This window comes from Alicyclobacillus sp. SP_1 (genome assembly GCF_024706985.1).
In the GTDB taxonomy this organism is placed as follows: Bacteria; Bacillota; Bacilli; order Alicyclobacillales; family Alicyclobacillaceae; genus Alicyclobacillus_I.
In genome coordinates this window covers 1-25,072 of sequence record NZ_JAMCCX010000015.1, presented here as the reverse complement: position 1 = coordinate 25,072, position 25,072 = coordinate 1, and the positions used below count along the sequence as shown (strand labels likewise).

The following is a 25,072-nucleotide window of genomic DNA, read 5'->3' as shown; positions in this document are numbered from 1 at the left end:
AGCGAGAGTTGCCGAAGCTGGGAAGCGTCGTCGAAGTCATGAGAGGCAGAGACACTGGTCTGTATTTCGTGGTTATCGCTCACGCGCAGGAGAGATTCGTCTATTTGGCGGATGGAGAGGTTCGTCGAGTCGAACAGCCGAAGAGAAAAAATGTTCTCCATGTGCGCAGTACTGGGTATGTCGGACTGGATACAGAGTCTCTGCTTCAAAATGGACAGCGGTTGACGAATGCAGTGCTGCGCTATGACATGCGGCGATTCCACGCGGCATACGGGCGGGAAGGAGATAGCGACCATGGCGAAAGATGATGTCATCGAAGTCGAGGGCAAAGTGATAGAACCACTCCCCAATGCCATGTTTCGAGTGGAGTTGGAGAATGGGCATAAGATATTGGCCCATGTCTCTGGAAAAATCAGAATGCATTACATTAAAATTTTGCCAGGTGATCGCGTTACAGTAGAACTTTCTCCCTACGACTTGAGTCGTGGTAGGATTACCTATCGTTTCAAATAAGCTAGACTGGCATGGTCGATTGGACTAGGGTATCATTTGGCGAGTGAGGAGGGATTTCCGTGAAGGTGCGTCCGTCGGTGAAACCAATGTGTGAAAAGTGTAAGGTGATTCGACGCAAGGGCAATGTCATGGTGATTTGTGAAAACCCGAAACACAAGCAACGTCAAGGTTGAGGATAGCGCGTCCTATGACCGCATCCCTTTTTGTCTCTTGTTTCCGCCATGGAATGCAGCGCGGCTGCCGTATCTACGGAGCTGTATCCATGTTTCTATAGATTGAAAAGTCCTTGGAGGTGGATATTCAGCATGGCCCGTATCGCTGGCGTAGACTTGCCGCGCGATAAGCGCGTAGAAATCGGCCTGACGTATATCTTTGGGATAGGTCGGACCACATCGAATAAGGTGTTGAAGGCGACGGAGATCGACCCAAATCGCCGTGTCAAAGATTTGACTGAAGAAGAGGTCATTCGTCTTCGTGACTACATTGACAAGAATTGCAAGGTAGAAGGCGATTTGCGCCGAGAAATTGCGCTGAACATCAAGCGTCTTGTGGAGATTGGTTGTTATCGTGGATATCGTCATCGCCGCGGCTTGCCAGTTCGTGGGCAGCGCACGAAGACGAACGCTCGTACACGCAAAGGGCCACGCCGTACGGTTGCTGGCAAGAAGAAATAGGAGGGAGTGTGACTGATGGCGAAGGTCAAACAACAACGAAAAGGCGGACCAGCGCCGCGCACAAAGCGTCGCGACAGAAAAAATGTCGAGATTGGCGTTGCGCATGTCCGCTCAACTTTTAATAACACGATTGTTTCCATCACGGATTTGACCGGTAACGTCATCTCGTGGTCGAGTGCCGGGAATGTCGGTTTTAAAGGTTCTCGCAAAAGCACGCCTTTTGCGGCACAGATGGCAGCAGAGGCAGCCGCACGCGCGGCGATGGAACATGGGATGAAGCAGGTCGAGGTGTCGGTAAAAGGACCTGGAGCTGGGCGCGAAGCGGCCATTCGCTCCTTGCAGGCTGCGGGGTTGGAAGTCAGCGGAATTCGCGATGTGACACCCATTCCGCATAATGGATGCCGTCCACCGAAACGTCGCCGCGTCTGACGCGATGCATCAAGTCCTTCAGGCGCCGACTCAAGATTGTTCCATAAATCCGCGGAAACTATGCACAAATTGGTATAAGTAATATTGGAGGTGTCAACACTAGAATGGCGAGATACACGGGACCTGTTTGCCGTCTCTGCCGTCGCGAGGGAATCAAGTTGTACCTCAAGGGAGAGCGGTGCTATAGCGAAAAGTGCGGGGTTGACAAGCGCCCATTTCCACCGGGACAGCATGGTCAAGGCCGGAAGCGCAGTTCAGAATATGGTTCTCAGTTGCGTGAGAAGCAAAAAGCTCGTCGCTTCTACGGTGTGCTAGAAAAGCAATTTGAGCACTATTACGAAGAAGCAGCCAAGCATCGCGGCGTCACAGGCGAAAATCTTCTTCAAATTTTGGAAAGCCGATTGGACAATGTGGCTCACCGTCTGGGCTTTGGTGCATCGCGCGCGGAAGCACGGCAAATCGTACGCCATGGTCATCTTACGGTCAATGGAAAACGAGTGGACATCCCATCCTTCATGGTCAAAGTCGGCGATGTCATCGCCGTGCGCGAGAAGAGTCAGGGACTGGCTCGAATGAAAGAACTTATTGAGTTGTCGGCTAGCAAAACCATACCGCAGTGGCTGGAATTGGATGCAGAAAAAGCTACCGCGAAAGTCGTTCGCAAGCCAGCACGCGAAGAGATTGATACGCCGGTGGCTGAACAGATGATAGTTGAGTACTATTCGCGCTAAGCGGGCGACGATGCGTCTGGCGGTCGGTCCGTAGCGTCGAAGAGGAGGGTAACGGATGATCGAAATGGAGAAGCCCAGCATTCAGACGGTCGAGCACACTCCTGTCTATGGTAAGTTCATTGTGGAGCCGCTTGAACGAGGATACGGGACGACACTCGGCAACTCGTTGCGAAGAATTCTTCTCTCGTCTATACCTGGTGCCGCCGTGCGCTCGGTAAAGATTGAAGGCGTGTTGCATGAATTCTCCACAGTGCCTGGAGTGGTCGAAGACACGACCGAAATTATTCTGAATCTGAAGCGCCTCTCGTTGAAGATACACTCCGACGAAGAGAAGTTGCTGGTCATCGATGCGGACCAACCAGGTCCCGTGACGGCGAGCGACATTCGGGCCGACTCTGATGTGGATATTATCGATCCGGAAATGCACATCGCCACTTTGACAGAAGGCGGACGCATTTATGCGGAATTACGCGCAGGTCAGGGACGCGGCTATCAACCGGCCAATCGAAATAAGTTGGAGGAGCAAGAGATTGGAGTTATTCCTATCGACTCCCTCTATTCCCCGATAACGCGGGTGAATTTTTCTGTTGAGAACACTCGCGTTGGCCAGGTCACGGATTACGATAAATTGACCCTGGAGATTTGGACGGATGGTAGTGTGAGCCCTGAAGAGGCGGTCTCGATGGCGTCTCGTATTTTAGCGGACCACCTGTCGCTCTTTTCCGCTTTATCGGATAGTGGTCGGCGGGCGGAGCTGTTGATTGAAAAAGAAGACAGCGGCGCGGAGCGCGTTTTAGATATGCCGATTGAAGAACTGGACCTCTCCGTGCGTTCTTACAATTGCCTGAAACGCGCTGGAATTAACACGGTTGCGGAGCTGTGTGCAAAGTCAGAAGATGAAATGATGAAAGTCCGAAATCTTGGTCGCAAGTCCCTTGAAGAAGTGATGGAGAAGTTGATTGGGATGGGCCTGTCCCTTCGTCCGGAAGACTGAGAATTAATGTCGGCCCAAACCCTTTCGTGAGACGTGGCTGGAAGGCCGCGCTCTGGATAGTGGTCGACAGAACAATTTACTGCAAAAGGAGGACTCTCGGTGCCTTATCGTAAGTTAGGTCGCACTTCGTCTGCGCGAAAAGCGTTGTTTCGCAGCATGGTGACGGATTTATTCCTTTACGAACGTATTCAGACGACGGAAGCGAAAGCGAAAGAACTTCGCTCCATTGCGGAAAAAATGATTACTCTGGCGAAACGTGGAGATCTTCATGCGCGCCGTCAGGTTGCGAGCTATGTCCGTCGCGAATTTCTCACTGCGGAAGAAGGCAATCCCGACGCCATTCAAAAACTGTTTTCTGAGCTTGGCCCGCGGTATTCCGAAAGGAATGGTGGCTATACTCGTATCACCAAAATTGGTCCCCGTCGAGGGGATGCTGCACCGATGGTACTGTTAGAACTGGTTCAGTGAACCGCTGGGATGATGGACCATGGCGAACATCAAGTTGGTCGTGGCATACGATGGCACGGACTTTCACGGATTTGCGCGTCAAAACGGTCTCCGAACGGTACAAGGCACGCTCGAGGCGGTTGTACAGAGATTGGTTGGACACCCCATTGAAATTTATGGGTCAGGCCGAACTGATGCGGGTGTTCACGCGCGAGCTCAGGTTGTGAACTGGGAACAGGACGTAGGGCCGCCAGCTGAGCGGTTTACCTATGTCCTGCGTCGCTGTTTGCCAGGCGATATCATCGCTCTGGACGCGACGGTTGTGGACGATGCTTTTCATGCCCAATACTCGGCCATCGGCAAGACCTATCGCTACCGCGTTGATACCCGTCGTGTTCCCGACATTTTTGGCTATCGGTTTGCGGAGCACACTCCGTACGCTCTGGATGTGTCACGAATGGAGGAAGCAGCGCGCGCACTTCTTGGTCGGCATGACTTTACGTCGTTTTGCGCGACTTCAAGTCAAAGTCAAACCAAAGAGCGGACGGTCTACGAGATTGACATCGCACCCTCTGGTGGTTACCTCGATTTCTTCATTACTGGAAGTGGGTTCCTTCAGCACATGGTTCGCATCATGGTTGGCACCTTATTGGAAGTGGGACGAGGGAGAATAGCCCCGGGTGCAGTGGAACACATTTTGTACGAGAGGGACCGAAAACTTGCTGGCCCGACAGCGGCGGCTCGGGGTTTGAGTCTGTGGAACGTCTACTATGATGAGACCGACTTGAAGCTTGCTATTTCGAATCGCATGACGTATCATGAAGATTAGTGCATTCTGTCCATCGTAAGCCCCGTTACAATGGATGTAGAATGAATCGATTCGGGAGGGACTCCTATGACAACGACGTACATGGCGAAACCGAACGCCGTGGAACGTAAATGGCTGCACATAGATGCCACAGGGTGGCGTGTAGGTCGTTTAGCAACGGAAATTGCTTCGCTCTTGCGGGGCAAACACAAGCCTGAGTTTACTCCTCATGTGGATACGGGTGACTTTGTCATCGTCACCAACGTTGAAAAAGTCGTCTTTACCGGGAGAAAACTACAACAAAAATTGTATCGTCGGCATTCTGGATATCCTGGTGGATTGAAAGAAGTGAAGGCAGTAGATATGCTTCAGAAACATCCTGAGCGGGTGCTGGAGGCGGCTGTGCGCGGAATGTTGCCTCACAACTCGTTGGGCCGTAAGCAGTTCATGAAGTTAAAATTATACGTTGGGCCGGAGCATCCGCATGCAGCGCAGAAACCTGAGCCTTTTACACCGGCTACGAAGTGATGAAGGAGGGACACTAGGTGGCTCAATTACAGTATTGGGGAACCGGGCGTCGGAAACAGTCCGTGGCGAGAGTCCGGTTGTTGCCGGGTGACGGTACCATTCAGATTAACCAACGAAATATGGACGATTATTTCGGGTTAGAGACGCTGAAGTTGATTGTGAAGCAGCCTATGATGCTGACGGATACTTTGGGCCGTTATAACGTGGTTGCGAATGTCTATGGTGGTGGCGTATCTGGTCAGGCTGGCGCCATTAGGCATGGCATTGCCAGAGCCTTACTTCGCGTGGACCCAGAGCTTCGGCCAACATTGAAAAAAGCTGGCTTGTTGACTCGAGATGCTCGAATGAAGGAACGGAAGAAGTATGGCTTGAAAGCTGCTCGTCGTGCCCCACAATTTTCAAAGAGATAGTTTCACGCGATTTTGGGGAAGAGTTTCTTCCTTCACGTCGGCAGGGTTGGCACAAACTGTTCATAATAGACAAAGCCATGAACATACTAGTTCATGGCTTTGTCTATTTTTTTTATGACCACGAATAAAATGACGTAGACGTGGCAGGCTAGGCGCAGGGATATTGAAAATGGATTAAGTTCCATGGATAGGATTCATTGAGCGGCATGGAATACCAGGACATCCGTTTTAAACCGCAGAGCGATAAGTGGGGTGAGTGCCACGAAGAGAACGGGTAGCACGTTGCAACGTTGGAGCAGCCGTTTGTTTGGCTTGGTTTCTTGTGCCTTGGTTGTCGCACAGTCTGCGTGTCATGTTGTCTCGGCACAGCCGCTTGCAGTGTCGAAAGGAAACAATTGGAACGGTTTGTTCGGAAAGACCATCGTCGTGGATGCGGGGCACGGAGGCAAGGATACTGGTGCGCGGGCATCGGACGGATCGACCGAAAAGAGCTTGAATCTAGCCATCGCAAAGCGACTGGCAACGGATTTGAGAGAGGCCGGGGCCTTTGTGGTTATGACCCGAACAGAGGACGTCGACTTGGCAAGCGATGCGGATGAACGCCGGCGACATCGACATATGGGAGACTTGCAAGGAAGACTTCGGGTGGTTCGAAAACAGTCGATTGACGGATTTGTGTCGATTCACTGCAATGCCGATCCGTCTCCTACCTGGTACGGAGCACAGGTGCTGTATTTTTCTCGTAATCCAAAGGGAAAAGAGTTGGCGGAGACGGTCACAGAGGCTTTTCGGACCAATGGGATGCATGGCGTTCGTAGCGTTCAGTCCAACCAAACACTGTACTTATTGAAGAGAATTCCTGAACCAGCAGTTCTCGTGGAGGTAGGCTTTATCACCCATCCAACCGAGCTTCATCGTCTGCAGACCGCCCGTTACCAGGAGCTGATCGCCTTCTCCGTCTATACGGGATTGATTCGATATTTTGAGGGGGCATCCCATCATGAAGTTGCGCCAGAAAACGGATCGGCCCATCGGGTGGGGTAAGTGGCTCGTGGCGGCATCGGTGGTTGCGGTGGGTATCTTGGTACTGCATCCGGAGACGAAGGCAGCGACCGTCGTCTTAAGAAGTAATGCGCACCATCCACCGCGCCTCGAAGCAACTAAAATGGCACAGACGTGGCACGGGCAGCCTGTGTATCTCCTTGCCAATGAATCTCGAGTCACGCTGCACCACCTCATTTTGGAGTCCTGGAGCGGAAGTTTGTTGCCTTTTTTGACGACCCCCACCGAAGGTCAGTTCGTGGCCCAAGGAGCGACATCGTCCCCACTGCGCGTGCAAGACCACGGCCCTTACGACTTGTCACCTGGCGATGCCATACTCTTTGCAGCGCCAGCTGGAGTTGGGCATGATGCTTCATCTTTCACGGTACTCTGGGATGCAGCCGGGGTAGAAGAATACGAGAACATACACGCTGGCACAGAGGTGCCTCCTGCGTTACACTAGTAACGGTATTAGACTGGGTAGAGTGGGGGAGTCTCGGTGGTTACAAAGGAACAAATACTCGACGCACTGCGGCCGGTGGAAGACCCAGAGGTCCATCAAAGCATCGTCGATTTGGACATGGTCCGGAATATTGAGGTCCGCGGCGGGAAAGTATCTCTCGAAATTGTGCTCACGATTCGCGGGTGCCCTCTGCACTCAGTCATTGAAGCGGACGTTCGGTCCGCTTTGTCCGAAGTTCCCGGAGTCACTCAGGTCGACGTCTCCATTGGTCACATGACGGACGAGGAGCGAGCTGCATTCGCTGCGAAAGTCCGCGGACAGTCACCTGAGGCTGCGATGGCTACACCAGCCTTGCTCGCTCCGGATGCAGGAGTGACGTTTTTGGCGATAGCCTCGGGCAAAGGTGGCGTTGGAAAGTCGACTGTCACCGCGAATCTCGCTCGTCAGTTGGCGCAACTTGGATACTCCGTAGGAGTCATCGATGCCGATATCTATGGGTTCAGTTTGCCTGGAATTTTCGGCGTGCAGGAGAAGCGACCCACGATGATTGACAACTTGATCATCCCGGTCGAGGTGGACGGAGTAAAACTCATTTCCATGCATTATTTCGTGCCAGATAAAAGTCCAGTCGTGTGGCGTGGGCCCATGCTCGGGAAGATGCTACGGAACTTCTTTGGGGAAGTGCACTGGGGCTCGGTTGACATTGTGTTGCTCGACCTGCCACCCGGTACAGGAGATATGGCTCTCGACGTGCATACTCTCCTGCCACAGAGCAAGGAATTGATTGTAACGACACCACAAGAGGCAGCTTCGGATGTCGCAATGCGGGCGGGCATCATGGGGATTCGTACTCATCATGAAATTATTGGTGTTGTAGAAAATATGGCATATTTTGAATGTGGAGGTTGCGGGGATCGCCATTATCTATTTGGACGTGGCGGTGGCGACCGGGTTGCGGCGGCACTGCAGACCGAGGTCATTGCACACATACCCATCGCCAGCATGGACCAGCAGGCGCAGTCTCTGTTCCAGAATGAGACTGATCAAGGCAGTGAATATCGAGTACTCGCAGAACGTGTTGCCCAAAAACTTCAATTAAAGACACCGAATCCTGTATCCGTAAGATAATTCGGAAGCACAGGTGCAGAGTGACGGTTGAGTCGGATAGCTGATGGCGTGAGCAGTACCTTTCGAGGGTGAAGGACATTATGGTCTCGTCCGGTGGCTGAGGTGCAAGCACTGATGGCTCAGCATGATGGAACCCGCGCGATTCACCTCACCAGTCAAAGACAAGGTCCCACCACTGAGCATCTCGCCTCGGGTGGGACCTTGTTTTAACTACCGCCGCCTCCACTACCGCCTTCCTCTTTATCCGATCCCGATTGTGAATCCCCACCCGAGCTCTTCCCGCTATCTCCGCCGCTACCGCCTCCACTCTTTCCGCCACTTCCTGAGTCGTTCTTGATGGCGTCTGCGACTGCTTTTTTCAACGCATCCTGAAACTTCATGCGAAAGGCCGGATTGTCCAGAGCTTGAGTCATCACGGACATCATACTCTTGCGAAACTCAGGAGTTTTCATTTGGTCCTGCAGGTGCGTCGTAAAGTCATTGGATTTGAGGAGCACGAGGATATCCTTTTGCGAGTCGGGATCTCTCAAAAGCTGTTTCATGGTAGACATCATTTCTGGTTGGGTTGCTTTGGCTAAGGCTGCCGCAAATTCTGGATTGGCTGCCTCGGAAGCGAGAAAGGACTTGTTTTTAGACGATTGTAGCGTGGCTGCGACGGCCTTACTCACATCGGTATTCGACACAGCTAACTGCTGTTTAAAGGTCGGTTCCTTCAAAATGTCAAGAAGGGCCGCTTTGCCTTCGGATGAATGCAAAATATCAATGACCATTTGCTTGGTTGTACCGTAGTCCTGCGTGTTGCTGGAAGTTTGAGCGCCGTTTTCTGCGCCCATCCCCATCGTATTTTCGCCACATCCTGCAACCAAGATGGAGGTAACGGCGAGCGCCAGCCATACTCTCTGCTGTGACATGTGCATCCCCCGTTCTGTCTACGCGTGTCGAGTAAAGTATGGCTTTGTCGCACGCCCCCTATTCCGGTACCATCCATCCTGTATCTGAGGTATGATGAGGAAAGCGGCGCGTTCCCCAGCATTTTCAAGTCATTGCTGGACCTTGGTGGAGACTTTGGCGTTGCTCAGCAACTCGGAGACCGTGACAAATTGATATCCCTTGCTTCTTAGTTGGTGGAGGATTTGCGGAAGAGCCTGGGTGATTTGTTTCGACGAATCGCTGGCGTGCATCAGGATGATATCCCCCGGAACGGCGCGAGTGACCACCCGGTGAACGATGTTGTCGACACCTGGATTTTTCCAATCCAGCGAATCGGTGTTCCACTGAATGACTTTATATCCCATACCTTGCAGTGTTCTTAAGACGCGCGGATTAAAGTCTCCGTTGGGTGTGCGGATGAGCGTAGTTCTTACTCCTGTGGTCTGCTGAATGGCCTTTTGCGACTGTGCGACTTGTTCTCGTATCCAACTGTCTGGATAGTTGGAGAAGTCTTTGTGCAGATTTCCGTGATTCCCGATTTCATATCCCATGGTCTGAATCCGTTTGGCTATTTTGGGATGTCGCAGTGTCCAAGGACCACTAAGGAAAAAAGTAGCCTTTGTGACGTTCTCTTTTCTCAGAATGTCGAGAACCGGTTCCGGCACCTTGTTTCCCCAAGAGATGTCGAACGTCAGCGCCACGATTTTTTTGTCGGTGTCTACCTTGTAGATGGCGGAGGGCTTTCCAGAGCCTCCTGGACTGCTCTGGGTGCGAGCTTCGGGACTCGAAACAGAGAGTGCAAAGAAACAGGCTGCAGAGACTGCAGCAATGAGTGCTCGGGACAGTGATGGGTGTTTTCGACCACTGGGCATGGTTGGTTCGCTCCTTTTTGAGGGGATTGGCTCTGGTTTTCAAGAACATCTCAACGCGAAGTGTTCTCCTCCAGACCAATCTCTATTCACTGGATGAATGCTTGTTGACACACGTTGCTGGGAGGACCACCGATGGCCAAAGTTCGACCGCAAGGAATCCGTACGCTGTTTCTGGCATCCTTAGGGTTTTTACTCATAGGTGCACTACTGGGTTATTTTGCATCTGCAGATGTCGGACACTTGGCACTTCCAATACTGCACGAGATGCGGCATTCGTTTGGAAACGTCTATGCAAAAGGTGCCTGGCTCCGGTTGTTCTGGTTGATTTTTGTCCACAATACGGTCAGCATCGCGCTGGTGATGTTGCTTGGCTTTGTGCTCGGTATTTATCCTGCGTGGAATCTATGTCTGAATGGGTTGGTTATTGGCTATCTTCTCCATAGCGACGCCGTATTGCACGGCATCGCACCATGGCGGCTGATTGTCTTTGGACTGGCTCCGCACGGAATTTTTGAATTGACGGCGGTGTTTTGGGCATCGTCAGTAGGACTACTGAACGGGTGGGCTGTGTTGCGTGTGATTGCCGGTCTGGCCCGTCGCGTGCTGCTGCCACGAAAGGCGGTTGCGGTCAGAGGCGTCGAACAAAGTCAGAGTACGCCAGTCCAACACTTTCGCGAAGTTCTGGACTACAACTTGCACGTCTTGCCGATTTTGGTCGCACTTTTACTCGTAGCTGCCTTTATTGAGTCGCGGATTACGCCAATTCTCATTCAAATCGGGATAGGCCACTCGATCCGTTAGGTACAACGAGAGTTTACAGGGTATTTGTAGTACTATTTTTCAGAAGGATGTTGGGAGGAGATTGGTCATGGCAAATTTACGGATTATAGGTGCACCTTCAGATTTTGGGCAAGGACGCCGTGGTGTAGACATGGGTCCTAGTGCCATTCGGTATGCCGGATTGACAGAGCGCCTTAAACGACTGGGGCATCACGTCCAAGACTTGGGGGACGTCGCCGTGCCCACACCTGAGATGCATACAGTGAAGCATGAGAAACTCAAGTATTTCGATGAAGTCAAAACCGTTTGCGAAAATTTGTTTCACCAAGTCGGCAGTGCTATGAAAGAGGGCCATATACCCATCATTCTCGGCGGGGACCACAGTATTTCGATTGGCAGCATTGCTGGTATTGCGTCCGCCAATCGCTCTTTCGGCGTCATCTGGTTTGATGCACATGGCGATATGAATACGGAAGACACGACACCGTCTGGAAACATTCATGGAATGCCGCTTGCCGTGAATGTGGGCATCGGCAATGAGCAACTCGTCCATTTGGGAGGTTTCTCTCCCAAGGTAAAGCCTGAGAATGTGGTGCTCGTGGGCATTCGCTCTATTGACGAAGGGGAAGCCACATTGATTCGCAAGTCGGGAATTCGTGTCTACACCATGGCCGAGATCGATCGCGTCGGAATGGGCCCCGTCATGGAAGAAGCCATTCGCATCGCATCTGCGGGAACAGATGGCATCCATCTCAGTCTCGATCTCGATTCTCTCGACCCGACCTTTGCTCCGGGTGTGGGTACTCCGGTCAATGGGGGTGTGACTTATAGAGAAGGTCACTTGGCGATGGAGATACTGTCCTCTTCGGAGAAAGTTCGTTCCGTAGATGTTGTCGAAGTGAACCCAATCCTCGACAGTCATAATCAAACAGCCAACATGGCGGTAGAATTGCTCGAATCTCTTTTTGGCAAGACCGTGATGTAAGGTGCGGGCTATTTGTTTTGAGGAAAGCACACGAGTCTTCGGGACCACACTGTTTCTCGCTGGTCCCGCTCGAATTCCACTTTCTCCAAAACCAAAGCGATGAAGGGGGACCAGTTGGGCATGCTTTACGTGGCACTCGGAGATTCCATCACTCATGGATACGAATCGACCGCAGACAGCAAGCGGTTCGTCGCGCGGATTCAACGGGAGCTTTCCCGCAACCGCAGGCGCGTCTCTCTCCATGTTCAAGCTCGGCCTGGCTGGACCTCGAAGCACCTTCTTCGCTCTCTAAAATCGGTTCCTGACTGCGTGTGGGAAGAAGCCAAAGTCATCACAATTCTGGTCGGCGGAAATGATATTATATGGGCACTGCCATGGCTCATTCAAGGAAACAGTGCAGCTTCGATGCGTGTTGCCGAGAAATTGAGGGTCAACTTGACCGACATTGTGCGGACTGTAAAGCGTCCTGGCTCGGAGATTTATATTGGCACCATTTATAATCCCTTTCCGAACTCTCTCGTTGCGGAGGAGTGCACTTCGCTCATCAACAAATCCATCCGCCTTGTGGCGCGGCGGGAGAATCTTATTCTGCTCGACCTACACAAACTGTTCTTCAAAGCCGAGGACAAGTATATTAAAGGGTATCGCCGGGGCGTGGTCAGTGATTTTAAATGGAAGGGAAACCCCATTCATCCGAATGACGCGGGCCACGCTGCCATTGCGAAAGCGTGGTTGAATGCGTATCGCGCATATCACAACAATCAAAAACAAAAGACTGGTGCTCCGTCTAACCGCCGTACACTGCCGACACACCGAAGGAGAGTTCGAAGACTTGGGTGACGTGAGAGAGATGGGTGAAATACAGTGAGTGCGTGGCTTCAAATTCTCCGCAATTTTAATGTCTTGAACATTTTGGACATCTTGATTGTGGCTTTTGTTCTCTATCGAGTTCTGTTGATTGTTCGCGGTACGCGGGCTGTCCAGTTGCTCAAGGGAGTCATCGTTATTTTGATTGCCACCGCGCTCTCCAGTGCTTTGCACTTGCAGGCGCTCAATTGGTTGCTGAACAAAATTATTACGGTCGGGTTCTTCGCTATACCAGTCGTCTTTCAACCGGAGCTACGGCGGGCACTCGATCAATTGGGCAGAGGGGGTTTCTTTTCCTTTTCAGAGCATCAGACGACGGAGGGCGTTGCCAAGACCATTGACGAAATCGTTTTTGCCGCCGTTCAATTGGCGAAGACGCGAACGGGAGCGTTAATTGTCGTGGAGCGAAAGACAGGTCTCAGCGAGTACGTCGAGACGGGCACTGCTCTTGGAGCGCGCGTCAGTTCTGCTTTGCTACTGAATCTTTTTGTTCCCAATACGCCTTTGCATGATGGTGCCGTGATGGTTCGAGGGGACGAAATTCTCGCGGCTGGATGCTTTCTCCCACTGACCGAAAATCGCGAGTTGGACAAGCAGTTGGGGACCAGGCACCGTGCGGCGCTTGGCGTAAGCGAGCAGTCGGATGCCGTATCCATCGTGGTGTCGGAAGAAACGGGAGGAATTTCTGTCGGAGTGGACGGCAGTTTGGTTCGCTTTTTGAGTGAGAACTCACTGCGTCAACTGCTCAAAGATTTGCTGGTGACGAAGAGCGCGCGAAACATCCCATTCTTTCGAAAGAGAGTGGCGCGATGAATATGAACAAGTTCCTCCAGAACAACACCGTGCTAAAGATTTTGGCACTCGTGATGGCCTGCATCGTGTGGGTGATTGTCCATGCACCTGCGTCGAGCCCAACCGGAGCTGCCAGCGTGATGGAGACATTCCACCGCCCGATTCACGTGGCCATTGGCCCGTCGATGACGCTCGCAGCGATTCATCCGAGTGAAGTCAGTGTGTCGGTTACCGTCAGCGCAGCTAATGCTGTCTTACTTTCCTCGCAAATGCAGAACGTGGATGCCACCGTCAGTGCGGTTGGCTTGGCAGCCGGAACGCATGAACTGCGAGTCAGTTTGCAGGGAATGCCTTCGGTGCAGGCGTACAGTGTGTCGCCCAAAGTCGTGCAGGTGGTTCTGGCTGGAAAAGCGTCTGCATCTGAAACGGTTCAAGTGCAGACTTCGGGACACCCGGCGAGCGGCGGTCTGCTGGGTACCGTGACCGTCAATCCGGCGGTGGTGTCTGTGACTGGACCAGACCCTCAAGTAAAGCAGGTGGCGGCCGTTATTGCAGACGTCTCGGTCGACCATGCTACGCATACCATAACAGAAACCGTGCCCGTCGTGGCCGTCGACGGCGACGGTCATCCGGTGCAGGGCGTGGCGGTGTCTCCCAGTCGAGTCATGGTCACCGTGCCGATTGTCTCTCAGCATGACCACGTGACCTTGGTTCCGCAGTTGTCAGGAAATCCGGCAGCAGGCTATGCGGTTGCAGGCGTGTCCTTAAATCCAGGTCATGTGCAACTGTTTGGGATGCCAACGGCGATCTCGGTAGACGACTGGACTCTTCCAGTCTCATTAGAGGGACTGTCTTCCAGCACCACATTGCACTTGGCTGTCCCGCTCTCGAGGGGCGTGGAGAGAGCCAATCCTGCGAAAGTGGTCGTGCAGGTCAACATTGAGCCCGCAGCTACGCGTAGCTTTGTGAACCTACCCATTCAAGTTATCAATGTTCCAAGTGGAGAATCGGTGACGCTATTGAGGGTTCAGAAGGAAGACGTCCATGTCTACGGACCTGTTTCCTTGGTTGACAATTTACAGGCAGACGACATACAGGTGACGCTCAATGCTGCGAACCTACCTGCTGGAGACGACGAGGCTACGGTGGCCGTTCATGTGCCACAGTGGCTTGTGGTGACTGGCGTGTCTGCAACATCGGTGCCAGTCAAAGTGACGTAAAGTCTATCCATTGTCTTGTGGAATCAACTTGTGGCAAAATGGGTGGGTGCTTAAAGGGGGATTTGCTCTGTGGGCAAATGGTTTGGTACAGATGGAGTTCGGGGGGTCGCCAATTGCGACTTGACTCCCGAGTTGGCCTATAAATTAGGGCGCGTTGGCGCGTACGTGTTGACTGCCCGTCAGCCATCTTCACGGATTGTTATCGGTAAAGACACACGCATTTCTGGAGATTTGCTGGAAACTGCGCTGATCAGTGGTATTTTGTCTGTCGGAGTGGATGCCATGCGTCTGGGAGTCATTCCGACACCTGGTGTGGCCTATTTGACAAAGCATCTGAGAGCGGATGCGGGGGTCATGATCTCCGCTTCGCACAATCCGGTAGAGGATAATGGAATAAAGTTTTTTGCTGGAGACGGATTCAAATTGCCGGACCACATCGAAGATGAGATGGAACGATGGATGTCCCTCGCCGTGGATGAACTGCCCAGACCCACTGGGGCGGCGGTTGGACGCTTGTACGACGAGCCTGCTCTCGGAACTTATATCGATTTTCTCAGCAGTACCGTGCAGCATTCGATGACGGGGTTGCACATTGTTCTGGACTGTGCGAACGGAGCTGCTTCAGAGATTGCGCCCGCCCTGTTTGAGCGATTGGGTGCAAAGCTGACAGTGATTCATGCTGCTCCAGATGGGGTGAACATCAATGTGGCGTGCGGTTCAACGCATCCGCACGTCGTTCAGCGCGCTGTTTTGTCGACAGGGGCTGATGTTGGCCTGGCATTTGATGGAGATGCGGATAGACTCATTGCAGTTGACCAAAGCGGTGAAGTGGTGGATGGCGACTTTATTCTTGCTATTTGCGCGAAAGCACTCAAATCTCGAGGGCAACTCGTGGGAGACCGAGTGGTCTCTACAGTCATGAGCAATTTAGGATTTTTAAAAGCGATGGCCGATGAACAAATTCATGTTGATGTGACATCGGTGGGAGATCGCTATGTGATGGAACGGATGCGGGAGACGTCCGCGATTCTCGGCGGAGAGCAGTCAGGACACATCATTTTTCTCAATCACACAACGACCGGAGATGGGATTTTAACTGCCTTACAGTTGGTGGATGTCATGCAGGACACGCAGCGACAGCTGGCAGAGTTGCGTCAGATGATGCGTCGTTATCCTCAGTTGCTCGAAAATGTGCGGGTGTCGGATAAGACTGCATGGCGGAACAATCCTCGTATTCAAGCAGCGCTTGAGGTAGAGGTAGCTCACCTAGGTGAAGAGGGGCGAATCTTGGTCCGTGAGTCAGGCACAGAACCGATTGTGCGTGTCATGGCAGAGGGGCCAGACGAACTGTTGTTGCAGGCTTGTGTGAGTAGGCTTGTGGCTGTCGTGCGGGAAGAGTTGGGTGTCGCCTAATATCCTAACGGATTGATGCACACGCAAGAGGTTCATCTCGTACAAATGTATGAATCATACTAAATATCCTGAATGAATCCAGACCATCGAGAATGAATCCAGACCATCGAGATGGATGCTGGGACAATGCGCGTTTTGTCGAAGCAGGAAAAGAAGTACGCAGACGATGGGATGCGTGTTGGAGAGGAGTGATGCTGTCAAGAGAGCGGATGCAGAGGTTTGTCATAAGATGCGAGCAGAGAAAGACTGTCGTCGCAAATCTGACCGTGACGATGGGAAAGCGCCCGGACTGTGCACTATGAACAGTTGACGCGGAGGAGGTTGGCGAAGCATTCGGCGGATGCCTCCCGGTGTTGGTCACGCCGTAAACAAAACCCGAAAGTCGCGAGGTGACTCGCGAGACAAGGGTGAGTAGACCTCAAGGAGGAAAAGTGAATGTGTGGGATTGTGGGCTATATCGGATCGAGAAATGTGAAAGAAGTCGTCGTTGGTGGGCTGCGCAAATTGGAGTATCGAGGATACGACTCTGCTGGAATTGCCACTTTAGAGGATGGCAAACTTAAAGTCATTAAATCGGTTGGACGACTTGTGAATTTGGAGGATAAGCTTGTTACGGAGAGTTTGGATGGACATCTTGGGATTGGTCATACGCGTTGGGCGACGCATGGACGCCCGTCCGACGACAATGCTCATCCCCACCAGGACTGCAGTGGTAGGTTTGCGATTGTGCACAACGGAATTGTCGAAAACTATCTGCAGTTAAGGGAAGAACTTGAGGCTGCTGGGCACACGTTTCGTTCGGAAACCGATACGGAAGTGGTGGCTCATTTGATAGAGGAAGTATATAATGGCGATTTGTTTCAAACGATGATAGCTGTGGGGGAACGAATTCACGGAGCGTATGCTCTCGTCGTATTGGCCAAAGACCATCCAGATACCATATTCGCCATGCGCAAATCCAGTCCGCTTATTGTCGGATTGGGCCAAGAGGAAAACTTTATCGCGTCGGACATTCCCGCCATTCTCGAGTATACGCGCAATGTTTACGTGCTCGACGATGGTGAAATGGCCGTGGTTAGAAAGGACCGTGTGGACTGTTTTACTCTGGATGGAATACCGGTGCTGAAAGACGTCTATCAAGTCACCTGGGATGCAGTGGCGGCGGAGCGCGGCGGATATGATCACTTCATGTTGAAAGAGATTCACGAACAGCCGAAGGCCATTCGCGACACGTTGACGGGACGTATTTCAGAAGATTTATCTAGAGTCGTTTTGCCGGATTTGACCCTGTCAGACGACAAAATCCGCGCGATAGATCGGATCCATATTGTCGCCTGTGGTACGTCTTGGCACGCGGGACTCGTAGGAAAGGTAGTTCTGGAAAAGTACGCGCGCATCCCGGTGGATGTAGAGATTGCCAGTGAATATCGTTACCGGGACGCGGTCAGGACGGACAATACGTTGATTGTGGTCATCTCGCAATCTGGAGAAACGGCGGACACGTTAGCCGCTTTACGCGAATGTAAAGCGCGGGGGCTCCACGTGCTGGCCATCACGAATGTTGTCGGAAGCTCTGCGGCACGCGAAGCCAACGATGTTTTGGTCACTTGGGCTGGGCCGGAAATTGCTGTTGCTTCGACGAAAGCTTACACCACTCAATTGATAGCGCTCTATCTACTCGCGGTGCACCTTGGACAGATTCGTGCAGAATTGACACTGGCACAGGCGCGAGATGTTCTTGTCGCCCTGGACAGTTTGCCACAGTTGGCGGAACAGGTTGTGGATACGGCGCCGCATATGGAACAGTTTGCAAAGGAATGGGTTCACGCCGAGCATACCTTCTTTATCGGTCGCGGACTGGACTACTCTGTCGCTCTAGAAGGTGCATTAAAATTAAAAGAAATTTCCTATATCCATGCAGAAGCCTATGCAGCAGGTGAACTGAAGCACGGGACTCTTGCGCTCATCACCGAGGGTGTCCCAGTGATTGCCCTTGCCACACAGCCGAGTCTTTATGAAAAGACGGTCAGCAATATCAAAGAAGTCAAGGCGCGCGGAGCATTCGTGCTTGGACTTACGTGGGTAGGCAATGAGGATTTGGCCAAATCGGTCGATGCGGTGATTTACCTGCCTCTTACAGCGCCCGATGTTGCCCCCATTCTTCATGTCATTCCGTTACAACTGTTGGCCTACTATGCAGCAGTTTCGCGTGGCAATGACGTGGATAAGCCGCGTAATTTGGCCAAATCGGTGACAGTAGAGTAGTTGAACAGGACACCAGGGTTGGTTGTGTCGATGGCACAAGACAGAGAACATCCTGTAGTCAATGTATGCGTCCGTCTATGACCGCAGAATGACATTCGTGGGAACCTTGTAATGCGCAAAACTAGCGTATTACAAGGTTTTTTTAGACTCTTTGAGGGTCTTACAGATTACCTCGAGAATTAATTTTCGCACAGCGTTTGCAAAGAAGAGTCCGAGGCAATACCAAAAACAGATTCAATGTCCGTCTTGAGTGCTAGTGAAGAGCCACCGTTTCGTTCAACATGCCCGTTCTGAATGCCCAGTTTGTCGTGTAGTTATGAATAACATGTTATTTTGTGCTGTAGAATGAGGTGGGTTTGTGCAGGATATTTTTGAATTGTATCGTGATCGACTTATCGATTTAAGTAAGCGAAATCCCAGTTTACGATTACTCAAATTAACGAATAAAAATCACGCGGACATGTGTTCCATGGAGTTTGCTGAAGAGGGTCATTCCATTCGAATCGCTCAAGCAGTCGTGGAGCAGAAGCAGGAGATTGTTCTGATGACGGCGCTAGGGCAGTCCGATGAAGAGCTTCTTTTGAATCGCCGGTTAACGACGCTGAGGCGCGAGTTGGATTTAATCGAACAAGAGACAGGTGCGAATACATTCCATGTGGCGTATGGTTTTTTGGAGGGGACCTTGGTAGAAGACTTTTTTCTCCGCAGCCCCATTCTAATGTATCCTGGGCATTTGCTTAAAAAGAAAATCCGTGGCGTTCCTCATTGGGTCATTGACTTGGAATCTGAAAATCCGCCTTTCCTAAATCCTGTGTTGGATTTGGCTTTAAATAGGTTTCTCGGCGTTAACTTGGGTGAAGCCATGAAACAAGTGGGTGAAGAAGTCCCAACCTACGATGTATGGTCGTGGGTGGATTCGATTTTCTCAGCTGCAAATATGAAAGTCACGAGAGGCGAAGAATCACTAGCTCCGTTTCAGTCGTTAACGAAGTCCGATATTATAGTAGAATCAGTGCCATTTCGGATTCAGCCGTTCATGATTTTCGGTAAGTTTCGTCAATCGACCAGTAACTTGCTCGTCGATTATGAAGCATTATTGAAGAATCCGCCGACGCATGGCTTGTTATACCGGCTCTTTGATAAAGAGCCAATCGATGAGCAGTTGTCGGAAGTGAAGACAGAACTTTTGAACCAGCAGAAGGAAGAGGAAGCATTTTTCGTACTGAACACGGACGCGAGTCAAGAAGCAGCAGTAGTCGCCTCGCGGGGGCGAGATGGACTTATCGTCCATGGACCACCGGGTACAGGAAAGTCTCAAGTGATCGTCAATCTCATTGCAGACCGGCTGGCTCGCGGCCAACGGGTTCTTGTTGTGTGTCAAAAACCAGTTGCGCTCGAAGTCGTCTACAATCGTCTTGCCGCAATTAACTTAAATCACCAAGTGGTGCTCGTGCACGATGTCAATCGCGATAAAGCGGTTGTTTACGGGAAAATCGGGTCTATTTTGCAGAGGAATATACCCGCTGGGGTTACGGCTCTTGAACGCATATCCACCGAAATGGATACGTTGGCTAACAGTCTTAACATGATTGCTCACTCGCTGCATGTTGAACGACCATTCGGAAAGACGCTTCAATATTTATACGGCCATGCCAAATGGGATCAGAATTTGATCATTGACGTGTCTGACTTGGCAAGCAGCATGACTTATGATGAATTGCAAAAGCGTCTGTTGGAGATTCGATCGATCACCGTGATGATGCAGAAGTTTGATAATTCAAAACATCCTTGGGCAAAGCGAAAATCATTTGTCTCTTTTGGAAATCAGCAACACATGCAATTGGAGGGAACAACGAAACGGCTATCTAGTGCTGTTCATCAAGCAAGTGAGATATGGATGCAGGTGGAATTGCCTTATACGCCTCAGTTTTTACTGCAAAACAAAATAGCATTGGTTAAATTGAAGAGTGCGGTACAGAGATTGCAGCGTACAAATCTTCACGAACATGTGTCTATGTTTTACGCGGGCGGTGGTAAGTCATTTGAATCCAAGGAACAAATCGGAAAAGTAAAACAGAAACACCAAACAATTAGCCCAAAATTGAATCGCATGAAAGAGTCGACGGATTCTGTGGATCACCTCTCTGTGTTGGAAGCAAAGGAATGTGCGAAAAAGATTGCTGACTTTCTTGGCTATCAGCAAAAACTGACGCGCTTTGTCTCAACATCTTGGTATGGACTAAAAAAAGAGGTACAGGCATATTGCGTCAAATTCGGAGTTCAGTTCACTAGCAAAGCTCTACAGAAGCAGCTCGATTCAATTAAAAGTTTTCTTTTGTTCCAAGAAATGCGTGAAGATTTAGCCGAAGTTCATTTTTTCTCCGATGTACCTATGACAAATTCCATTGAAGAGTGGGAAGCTTGGGCGCGAAGAAAACAACATGCACTTGAAATTTTGGATAAATACGTTGAGGCGCAAACTTGCTTTAAAGATTGGCTGCCTGATTTAATGACGAAGGAGGACTTAACGCGACTGACAGACCCTCGCTTCACTTTAACGGTAGACAGGCTTCTCCAAGTGATATCCTTAACTGAACAGGCGAGCATTGATATTGAAGACCTCAATCCGTATCTAGATGGCGATGCCCTGACCGAGCTCCATGAGATGATTCGTCAGGGAATTTTCGATGCGAAACGTTTTGATGATTTACATCAAGCAGTTCGAGACTTTGACAGTTTACAGCGTCTCGATCAAATGAAGGACGAACTCGACGGCTTCAATCGAGTCTTGATGAATCGATGTCGCGAACGAGCCCCTATAGAATCAACGCCCAGTGTCGTTGATCTATGGACACAAATGATCGAAAACAGTTTTATTCATGCTTGGATCGATGCCATTGAACAGGTGGAGAAACATGTGTCGGAAGTATCGACAGGACTGTTCGAGCAAGCCCGAAGCCGCTACGGTTCGCTGTTACAAGAGAAGCGCAAATTGGTTCCAGAGTGGATTGACCAACAATTAGCACTCGAGGTTTCAAACGTGCGTGGTCAAGCAAGAACAACTTTAAAACACGAAGCCGGTAAGAAACGTCAATTAAAACCGCTGCGCAAAGTCTTACGTGAGTATACGCCTGACGTTTTAAGGCTCGTACCATGCTGGCTTTGCACTCCCGAAGCTGTAAGCGCAATATTTCCACCAGAGAATGGATTGTTTGATCTCGTTATTTTTGATGAGGCTTCCCAGTGCCCTGTTGAAAATGCCCTTCCTGCGATTTATCGAGGAAAGCAGGTTGTGGTTGCAGGGGATGAAAAACAACTCCCACCAACTAATTTGTTTCGCATCACGGATGACGAAGATGATCTCGATGATGAGATAGAGGATTTTGCCCGCGACCACCACAGGAAGGCGCAGCATTTGCTCGATTGGAGTAAGCCGAAGATGGCAGACCAATGGCTGACCTGGCATTACCGCTCTGTCAATGATGGCCTCATAAATTTTTCTAACTATGCTTTTTACGGAAAGCGGATGCAGACGGCTCCAATCGTCGGATTTGGTAAGGAAAAACCGATTGAGTTCATTCGCGTGGATGGAAAATGGATGGGTCGTCGGAATCAGAAAGAGGCAGAGAGAATTGCAGATGTTGTCATTGACATCTTGAAATACGACCAACAACATCCAACGCTAGGGATTATCACATTCAATGCAGATCAGACCGAACTCATCCATGACGTCTTGGATGCAAGGGGACAGAGCGACCCATCTGTTCAAGACTTGATTGATCGAGCGCGTTCCCGCAAAGATGGCGACCAATATGTTGGACTTTTTGTGAAAAATATAGAAAATGTTCAAGGTGATGAACGAGACATCATCTTGTTCTCAGTCGCGTACGCCAACGATCAGGATGGGAAAATGGTCAGTCAGTTTGGAGCTTTATCGAAAGACATGGGTGAAAACCGCTTGAATGTTGCAATAACGCGGGCCAGGTTCAAAATATATATTGTATGCTCGTTTGAGCCAAGTGAGTGGACTCGGGTTGAAACATATTCTCGCGGTCCACGCCTTTTGAAACGTTATCTTGAGTATGCCAAAGCCGTTTCTGATGGTGATTATCGTCGAGTGAATACCGTTCTTGAAGGTGTTTTGGATGCCACAGCAGTTCAATCCATTGAAAATGTGTCGATTTACGACAGTCCGTTTGAAGAAGAGGTTGCGATAGGGCTTCGCAATCTTGGATATCAAGTTCAGAGTCAAATCGGATTTTCAGGGTATCGAATCGACCTAGCGATTGTACATCCTGACGATCCGCAACGATTTATCTTGGGTATCGAGTGCGATGGTGCCATGTATCACTCTTCAAAAGTCGCCCGGGAACGGGATTTATATCGCCAACGGTTTCTTGAACAGCAAGGATGGTCAATTCACCGGGTATGGAGTCGGAATTGGTGGAAATCAAAAAGCGGGGAACTTGAGAAAATTCAGCTTGAAGTAGAGCGCTTGAGAGGGAGACTCAGGTGAAGGCCTTGGCAGGCACGCGCAAGCACAATTCATTCGTTCTTCATTGGGCGTTCATTCGTGCTAAAATTGGACGAGGATTGCCTTCGGCAATTGCAGACAACCCGGAAGATTATTCGAAAGGGAGTAGGCCAGTCATGCATCTTTCTAATCAAGCGGTCCAGGTGATTAGCACGGTTGTTCTGATCATCGGTGCCTTGGTCGTGATTGCCGTGCGGTGGCAGGCAGCCAAGCGGCCGACTTCTGCGCGCAAAATTATGATTCCAGCGATGGGGATGATATCTGGGTTTCTCATGTTTGTCATTCCCATTCTTCGTGTTCCCTGGCTCTATGCCCTGATTGCTTTTGCTGCAGGGTGGCTGTTGTCGCCTCCGTTGATTTGGACTTCGCAGATGCGAGTCGAGGGAGACAAGGTGTATCTCAGACGGTCACCAGCCTTTATTCTCGTGTTGATTGGCCTGTTGATTGTTCGACTTATTTTAGACAACGTCATTTCGAAGTATGTCACTCTTCCTCAAACCGGAGGTATGTTTTTCATACTTGCGTTTGGCATGCTTCTTCCCTGGCGAATTGTGATGTTACTGCGTTACCGAAGTATTGTGCGCCAGTCTCACTTGCGCGCGCAGCGGCAATAGTCTCTCGTTGTGTGCTGCGATGACCAGTGCGACTGCCTGCGTCATACCACGGTCACTACGTCAGTCCACGCTAGCGCCGGAACTACTGTGGATTTTCATCGGGGGCCTTGGCAGACCGCTCGTACCACTCAAGAAATGCTTTATCGAGTACCTTGCGGAGTGCACTTTCTTCAACCGGACCAGAGTAAATGGACTTATCGTCCGTCCAATCCGCCCACCCCCCCAGTTGACCGTGTATTTGTTCCCACTCATCGTCGGTTACGTGAATGTCGACGTTGTCTCCTTTGCACGTGGCAGATACGGCGAAATTTGGGCGGACGGAGTTGGTCCGTTTGTTGTACGAAATCGTAAATCCGGTGGTGCCTGGTGGTGCCTCTTCCAACGACAGATGTTTCCCGGTTTTGATGTATTCCTTGGCGACATTTTCGAACCAATGTGCGACAGCCTCTGTGGTCCGCTTGGTGTGAAGTTCGGAGAGGAACTGTTGCTGTTTGGCAGCGGCTTGCTGCTGTTCAATCTGGCGATTAAGCTCCTGCATTCGTTGATGCAAGTTATCCACCTATGCGCCCTCCTCGTATGCTCACTTTCGGTTCTGCATCTTCGGGCCAAGTGCCTCTGGACGGCCCTGAACTCGAGTCATCGGTCGTCTCAATAAAATCTCGTGCATGCCGTTGGTCCATTTGAACGGCATTAAGGGCCATAGGTAGGGAACACCGAACGATTTTCGTGTGGCCAAAAAAACAATCCAAGTGACCACAGAGAAGACGAATCCCCATGCATGAAGATGTACCCAATGCCCTACCTGCGTCCAAAAAATAATCCAAAATCGGCTAATTTGATTGGCCGTTGCCAGCTCGTAGGAAGGGAGAGCCAATTGAGCCACCAGTACAAGCGCCACATAGAGAAGTACCTGCGGCGGTAAAAAGTTGACGTTCGGAGCTAATTCTCCAAATGCGAAAGCGGCAATGATACTGACCATCGCGGCAATGTTGACGGGGGTGTTGAGCACCGCCATACGCAAAATGTCCAATGCAATCTCCGCGATAAACAGTTCTGCCCACAGTGGCATGGGCCCGTTATTTTTGATTTTTAGGAAACCGAACTGTGGAGGCACCACATTAGGGTGTAAATTTGCCAATAAAAAGATACCTGGGAGGAGAACGCTGACCAAGCAGGCAATGATGCTGACCCAGCGCATGTACGTTCCAACCGTCGGATAAGAGTGATATTCTTCAGGATGTTGCAGCAACTGAAAGAGCGTGATGGGTGCAATGATGACTTCCGGACTCGTGTCTACGACAATCACAATGTGTCCATCCACCAATGCCGTGGCTGCTACGTCCGGGCGTTCCGTATAGCGGACCGTCGGATAAGGGTTCCACCCGACTTTCGCAATGATGTCGGTGACTGCCTGCTCTGCCATGGAAACGATGTCAGAGTCGATGGCTTGAAGGGACTTGCGCACACGGTTCACCAGGGTAGTGTCCCGTCAAGTGGTGTAAATTGAGTGCAACTACTCAGTGTCTGCTATTTATGCAAAACTGACGTTAGCGCCAGCAATTGTTGTTCGTCGTTGCCGGTTAGTTTAGCCATAGACTCTCGGCTGAAATACCGCCTTGCAACAACCCATTCAT

At 50.9% G+C, this 25,072-nt stretch carries 27 protein-coding genes; 23 read left to right on the top strand and 4 right to left on the bottom strand.

All coding sequences use genetic code 11. The annotated features are described in order from the left end of the window. Window positions 1–8 precede the first annotated feature (8 nt). The 14 genes from M4I36_RS03720 (at window position 9) to M4I36_RS03655 (ending at window position 8,166) form a co-directional block, all read left to right on the top strand. Window positions 9–308, top strand: a complete 300-nt coding sequence (locus M4I36_RS03720) for a KOW domain-containing RNA-binding protein (protein WP_258110331.1) — start codon at window positions 9–11, stop codon at window positions 306–308. Further along, entirely contained in the window at window positions 295–513 is a 219-nt protein-coding gene (gene infA, locus M4I36_RS03715; protein ID WP_258110329.1) for a translation initiation factor IF-1, read from the top strand. The genes M4I36_RS03720 and infA overlap by 14 nt, the downstream gene beginning before the upstream one ends. 59 nt (window positions 514–572) lie before the next feature. After that, a complete protein-coding gene (gene rpmJ / locus M4I36_RS03710; protein WP_008339738.1) occupies window positions 573–686 on the top strand; it encodes a 50S ribosomal protein L36 in 114 nt (37 codons plus the stop codon). Window positions 687–818: 132 nt separating this feature from the next. Next, the gene (rpsM, locus tag M4I36_RS03705) at window positions 819–1,187 is read left to right on the top strand and encodes a 30S ribosomal protein S13 (protein WP_258110328.1); all 369 of its coding nucleotides are present in this window, start codon (window positions 819–821) and stop codon (window positions 1,185–1,187) included. Window positions 1,188–1,202: 15 nt separating this feature from the next. Beyond that, entirely contained in the window at window positions 1,203–1,616 is a 414-nt protein-coding gene (rpsK, locus tag M4I36_RS03700; protein ID WP_258110327.1) for a 30S ribosomal protein S11, read from the top strand. Window positions 1,617–1,720: 104 nt separating this feature from the next. After that, a complete protein-coding gene (gene rpsD / locus M4I36_RS03695; RefSeq protein ID WP_258110326.1) occupies window positions 1,721–2,347 on the top strand; it encodes a 30S ribosomal protein S4 in 627 nt (208 codons plus the stop codon). Window positions 2,348–2,402: 55 nt separating this feature from the next. After that, complete coding sequence (locus M4I36_RS03690) at window positions 2,403–3,341, top strand: DNA-directed RNA polymerase subunit alpha (RefSeq protein WP_258110325.1); 939 nt, start codon at window positions 2,403–2,405, stop codon at window positions 3,339–3,341. A gap of 99 nt (window positions 3,342–3,440) precedes the next feature. After that, the gene (gene rplQ / locus M4I36_RS03685) at window positions 3,441–3,809 is read left to right on the top strand and encodes a 50S ribosomal protein L17 (protein ID WP_258110324.1); all 369 of its coding nucleotides are present in this window, start codon (window positions 3,441–3,443) and stop codon (window positions 3,807–3,809) included. A gap of 19 nt (window positions 3,810–3,828) precedes the next feature. Beyond that, entirely contained in the window at window positions 3,829–4,617 is a 789-nt protein-coding gene (gene truA, locus M4I36_RS03680) for a tRNA pseudouridine(38-40) synthase TruA (protein WP_258110322.1), read from the top strand. Window positions 4,618–4,683: 66 nt separating this feature from the next. Continuing rightward, window positions 4,684–5,124, top strand: a complete 441-nt coding sequence (gene rplM, locus M4I36_RS03675) for a 50S ribosomal protein L13 (protein WP_258110321.1) — start codon at window positions 4,684–4,686, stop codon at window positions 5,122–5,124. 17 nt (window positions 5,125–5,141) lie between these two features. Beyond that, a complete protein-coding gene (gene rpsI / locus M4I36_RS03670; protein WP_258110320.1) occupies window positions 5,142–5,534 on the top strand; it encodes a 30S ribosomal protein S9 in 393 nt (130 codons plus the stop codon). Window positions 5,535–5,786: 252 nt separating this feature from the next. Beyond that, a complete protein-coding gene (locus M4I36_RS03665; RefSeq protein WP_258110319.1) occupies window positions 5,787–6,578 on the top strand; it encodes an N-acetylmuramoyl-L-alanine amidase in 792 nt (263 codons plus the stop codon). Next, window positions 6,535–7,038 carry a hypothetical protein gene (locus M4I36_RS03660; protein WP_258110318.1) on the top strand — a complete coding sequence of 168 codons (504 nt, stop codon included), beginning with the start codon at window positions 6,535–6,537 and terminating at the stop codon, window positions 7,036–7,038. The genes M4I36_RS03665 and M4I36_RS03660 overlap by 44 nt, the downstream gene beginning before the upstream one ends. A gap of 36 nt (window positions 7,039–7,074) precedes the next feature. Continuing rightward, the gene (locus M4I36_RS03655) at window positions 7,075–8,166 is read left to right on the top strand and encodes an Mrp/NBP35 family ATP-binding protein (RefSeq protein WP_258110317.1); all 1,092 of its coding nucleotides are present in this window, start codon (window positions 7,075–7,077) and stop codon (window positions 8,164–8,166) included. A 206-nt stretch (window positions 8,167–8,372) separates the two neighbouring features. On the opposite strand, the gene gerD is transcribed toward M4I36_RS03655, so the two are convergent. Both gerD and pdaB read right to left on the bottom strand, forming a co-directional pair. Then, window positions 8,373–9,077: a spore germination lipoprotein GerD gene (gene gerD, locus M4I36_RS03650; RefSeq protein WP_258110316.1), complete on the bottom strand. Its 705-nt coding sequence runs from the start codon at window positions 9,075–9,077 to the stop codon at window positions 8,373–8,375. Window positions 9,078–9,206: 129 nt separating this feature from the next. Continuing rightward, window positions 9,207–9,968 (bottom strand): polysaccharide deacetylase family sporulation protein PdaB, encoded by a 762-nt coding sequence (gene pdaB, locus M4I36_RS03645; RefSeq protein ID WP_258110315.1) that lies wholly within the window; start codon window positions 9,966–9,968, stop codon window positions 9,207–9,209. A 132-nt stretch (window positions 9,969–10,100) separates the two neighbouring features. Here pdaB and M4I36_RS03640 point away from each other — a divergent pair, with 132 nt between their 5' ends. The 9 genes from M4I36_RS03640 to M4I36_RS03600 all read left to right on the top strand — a co-directional run bounded on the left by M4I36_RS03640 (window position 10,101) and on the right by M4I36_RS03600 (window position 23,438). Further along, on the top strand, window positions 10,101–10,769 hold the full coding sequence (locus M4I36_RS03640; protein WP_258110313.1) for a stage II sporulation protein M: 669 nt from the start codon (window positions 10,101–10,103) through the stop codon (window positions 10,767–10,769). A gap of 67 nt (window positions 10,770–10,836) precedes the next feature. Further along, entirely contained in the window at window positions 10,837–11,733 is an 897-nt protein-coding gene (rocF, locus tag M4I36_RS03635) for an arginase (protein ID WP_258110312.1), read from the top strand. Between the two features lie 120 nt (window positions 11,734–11,853). Continuing rightward, on the top strand, window positions 11,854–12,573 hold the full coding sequence (locus M4I36_RS03630) for an SGNH/GDSL hydrolase family protein (RefSeq protein ID WP_258110395.1): 720 nt from the start codon (window positions 11,854–11,856) through the stop codon (window positions 12,571–12,573). A 24-nt stretch (window positions 12,574–12,597) separates the two neighbouring features. Continuing rightward, window positions 12,598–13,413, top strand: coding sequence for a diadenylate cyclase CdaA (gene cdaA, locus M4I36_RS03625; RefSeq protein ID WP_258110311.1), 816 nt, complete (start codon window positions 12,598–12,600; stop codon window positions 13,411–13,413). Then, window positions 13,410–14,612 (top strand): CdaR family protein, encoded by a 1,203-nt coding sequence (locus tag M4I36_RS03620; RefSeq protein WP_258110310.1) that lies wholly within the window; start codon window positions 13,410–13,412, stop codon window positions 14,610–14,612. Before cdaA ends, M4I36_RS03620 begins: the two co-directional genes overlap by 4 nt. Window positions 14,613–14,681: 69 nt before the next feature. Then, window positions 14,682–16,025, top strand: coding sequence for a phosphoglucosamine mutase (gene glmM / locus M4I36_RS03615; RefSeq protein ID WP_258110309.1), 1,344 nt, complete (start codon window positions 14,682–14,684; stop codon window positions 16,023–16,025). A gap of 435 nt (window positions 16,026–16,460) precedes the next feature. Further along, entirely contained in the window at window positions 16,461–18,290 is a 1,830-nt protein-coding gene (glmS, locus tag M4I36_RS03610; protein ID WP_258110308.1) for a glutamine--fructose-6-phosphate transaminase (isomerizing), read from the top strand. 358 nt (window positions 18,291–18,648) lie between these two features. Beyond that, on the top strand, window positions 18,649–22,806 hold the full coding sequence (locus M4I36_RS03605; RefSeq protein ID WP_258110307.1) for an AAA domain-containing protein: 4,158 nt from the start codon (window positions 18,649–18,651) through the stop codon (window positions 22,804–22,806). After that, window positions 22,803–23,438 (top strand): CcdC family protein, encoded by a 636-nt coding sequence (locus tag M4I36_RS03600; protein WP_258110305.1) that lies wholly within the window; start codon window positions 22,803–22,805, stop codon window positions 23,436–23,438. Before M4I36_RS03605 ends, M4I36_RS03600 begins: the two co-directional genes overlap by 4 nt. An 82-nt stretch (window positions 23,439–23,520) precedes the next feature. On the opposite strand, the gene M4I36_RS03595 is transcribed toward M4I36_RS03600, so the two are convergent. Continuing rightward, entirely contained in the window at window positions 23,521–23,997 is a 477-nt protein-coding gene (locus M4I36_RS03595) for a hypothetical protein (RefSeq protein WP_258110304.1), read from the bottom strand. Between the two features lie 21 nt (window positions 23,998–24,018). Then, entirely contained in the window at window positions 24,019–24,912 is an 894-nt protein-coding gene (locus M4I36_RS03590) for a spore germination protein (RefSeq protein WP_258110303.1), read from the bottom strand. Window positions 24,913–25,072: the final 160 nt, after the last annotated feature.

Bases quoted from the DNA above. Each gene is read 5' to 3' on its own strand.
- infA (WP_258110329.1), top strand. From the start codon at position 295: ATGGCGAAAGATGATGTCATCGAAGTCGAGGGCAAAGTGATAGAACCA.
- rpsM (WP_258110328.1), top strand. From the start codon at position 819: ATGGCCCGTATCGCTGGCGTAGACTTGCCGCGCGATAAGCGCGTAGAA.
- rpsK (WP_258110327.1), top strand. From the start codon at position 1,203: ATGGCGAAGGTCAAACAACAACGAAAAGGCGGACCAGCGCCGCGCACA.
- rpsD (WP_258110326.1), top strand. From the start codon at position 1,721: ATGGCGAGATACACGGGACCTGTTTGCCGTCTCTGCCGTCGCGAGGGA.
- M4I36_RS03690 (WP_258110325.1), top strand. From the start codon at position 2,403: ATGATCGAAATGGAGAAGCCCAGCATTCAGACGGTCGAGCACACTCCT.
- truA (WP_258110322.1), top strand. From the start codon at position 3,829: ATGGCGAACATCAAGTTGGTCGTGGCATACGATGGCACGGACTTTCAC.
- rplM (WP_258110321.1), top strand. From the start codon at position 4,684: ATGACAACGACGTACATGGCGAAACCGAACGCCGTGGAACGTAAATGG.
- M4I36_RS03660 (WP_258110318.1), top strand. From the start codon at position 6,535: ATGAAGTTGCGCCAGAAAACGGATCGGCCCATCGGGTGGGGTAAGTGG.
- gerD (WP_258110316.1), bottom strand. From the start codon at position 9,077: ATGTCACAGCAGAGAGTATGGCTGGCGCTCGCCGTTACCTCCATCTTG.
- pdaB (WP_258110315.1), bottom strand. From the start codon at position 9,968: ATGCCCAGTGGTCGAAAACACCCATCACTGTCCCGAGCACTCATTGCT.
- M4I36_RS03640 (WP_258110313.1), top strand. From the start codon at position 10,101: ATGGCCAAAGTTCGACCGCAAGGAATCCGTACGCTGTTTCTGGCATCC.
- rocF (WP_258110312.1), top strand. From the start codon at position 10,837: ATGGCAAATTTACGGATTATAGGTGCACCTTCAGATTTTGGGCAAGGA.
- M4I36_RS03630 (WP_258110395.1), top strand. From the start codon at position 11,854: ATGCTTTACGTGGCACTCGGAGATTCCATCACTCATGGATACGAATCG.
- M4I36_RS03620 (WP_258110310.1), top strand. From the start codon at position 13,410: ATGAATATGAACAAGTTCCTCCAGAACAACACCGTGCTAAAGATTTTG.
- glmS (WP_258110308.1), top strand. From the start codon at position 16,461: ATGTGTGGGATTGTGGGCTATATCGGATCGAGAAATGTGAAAGAAGTC.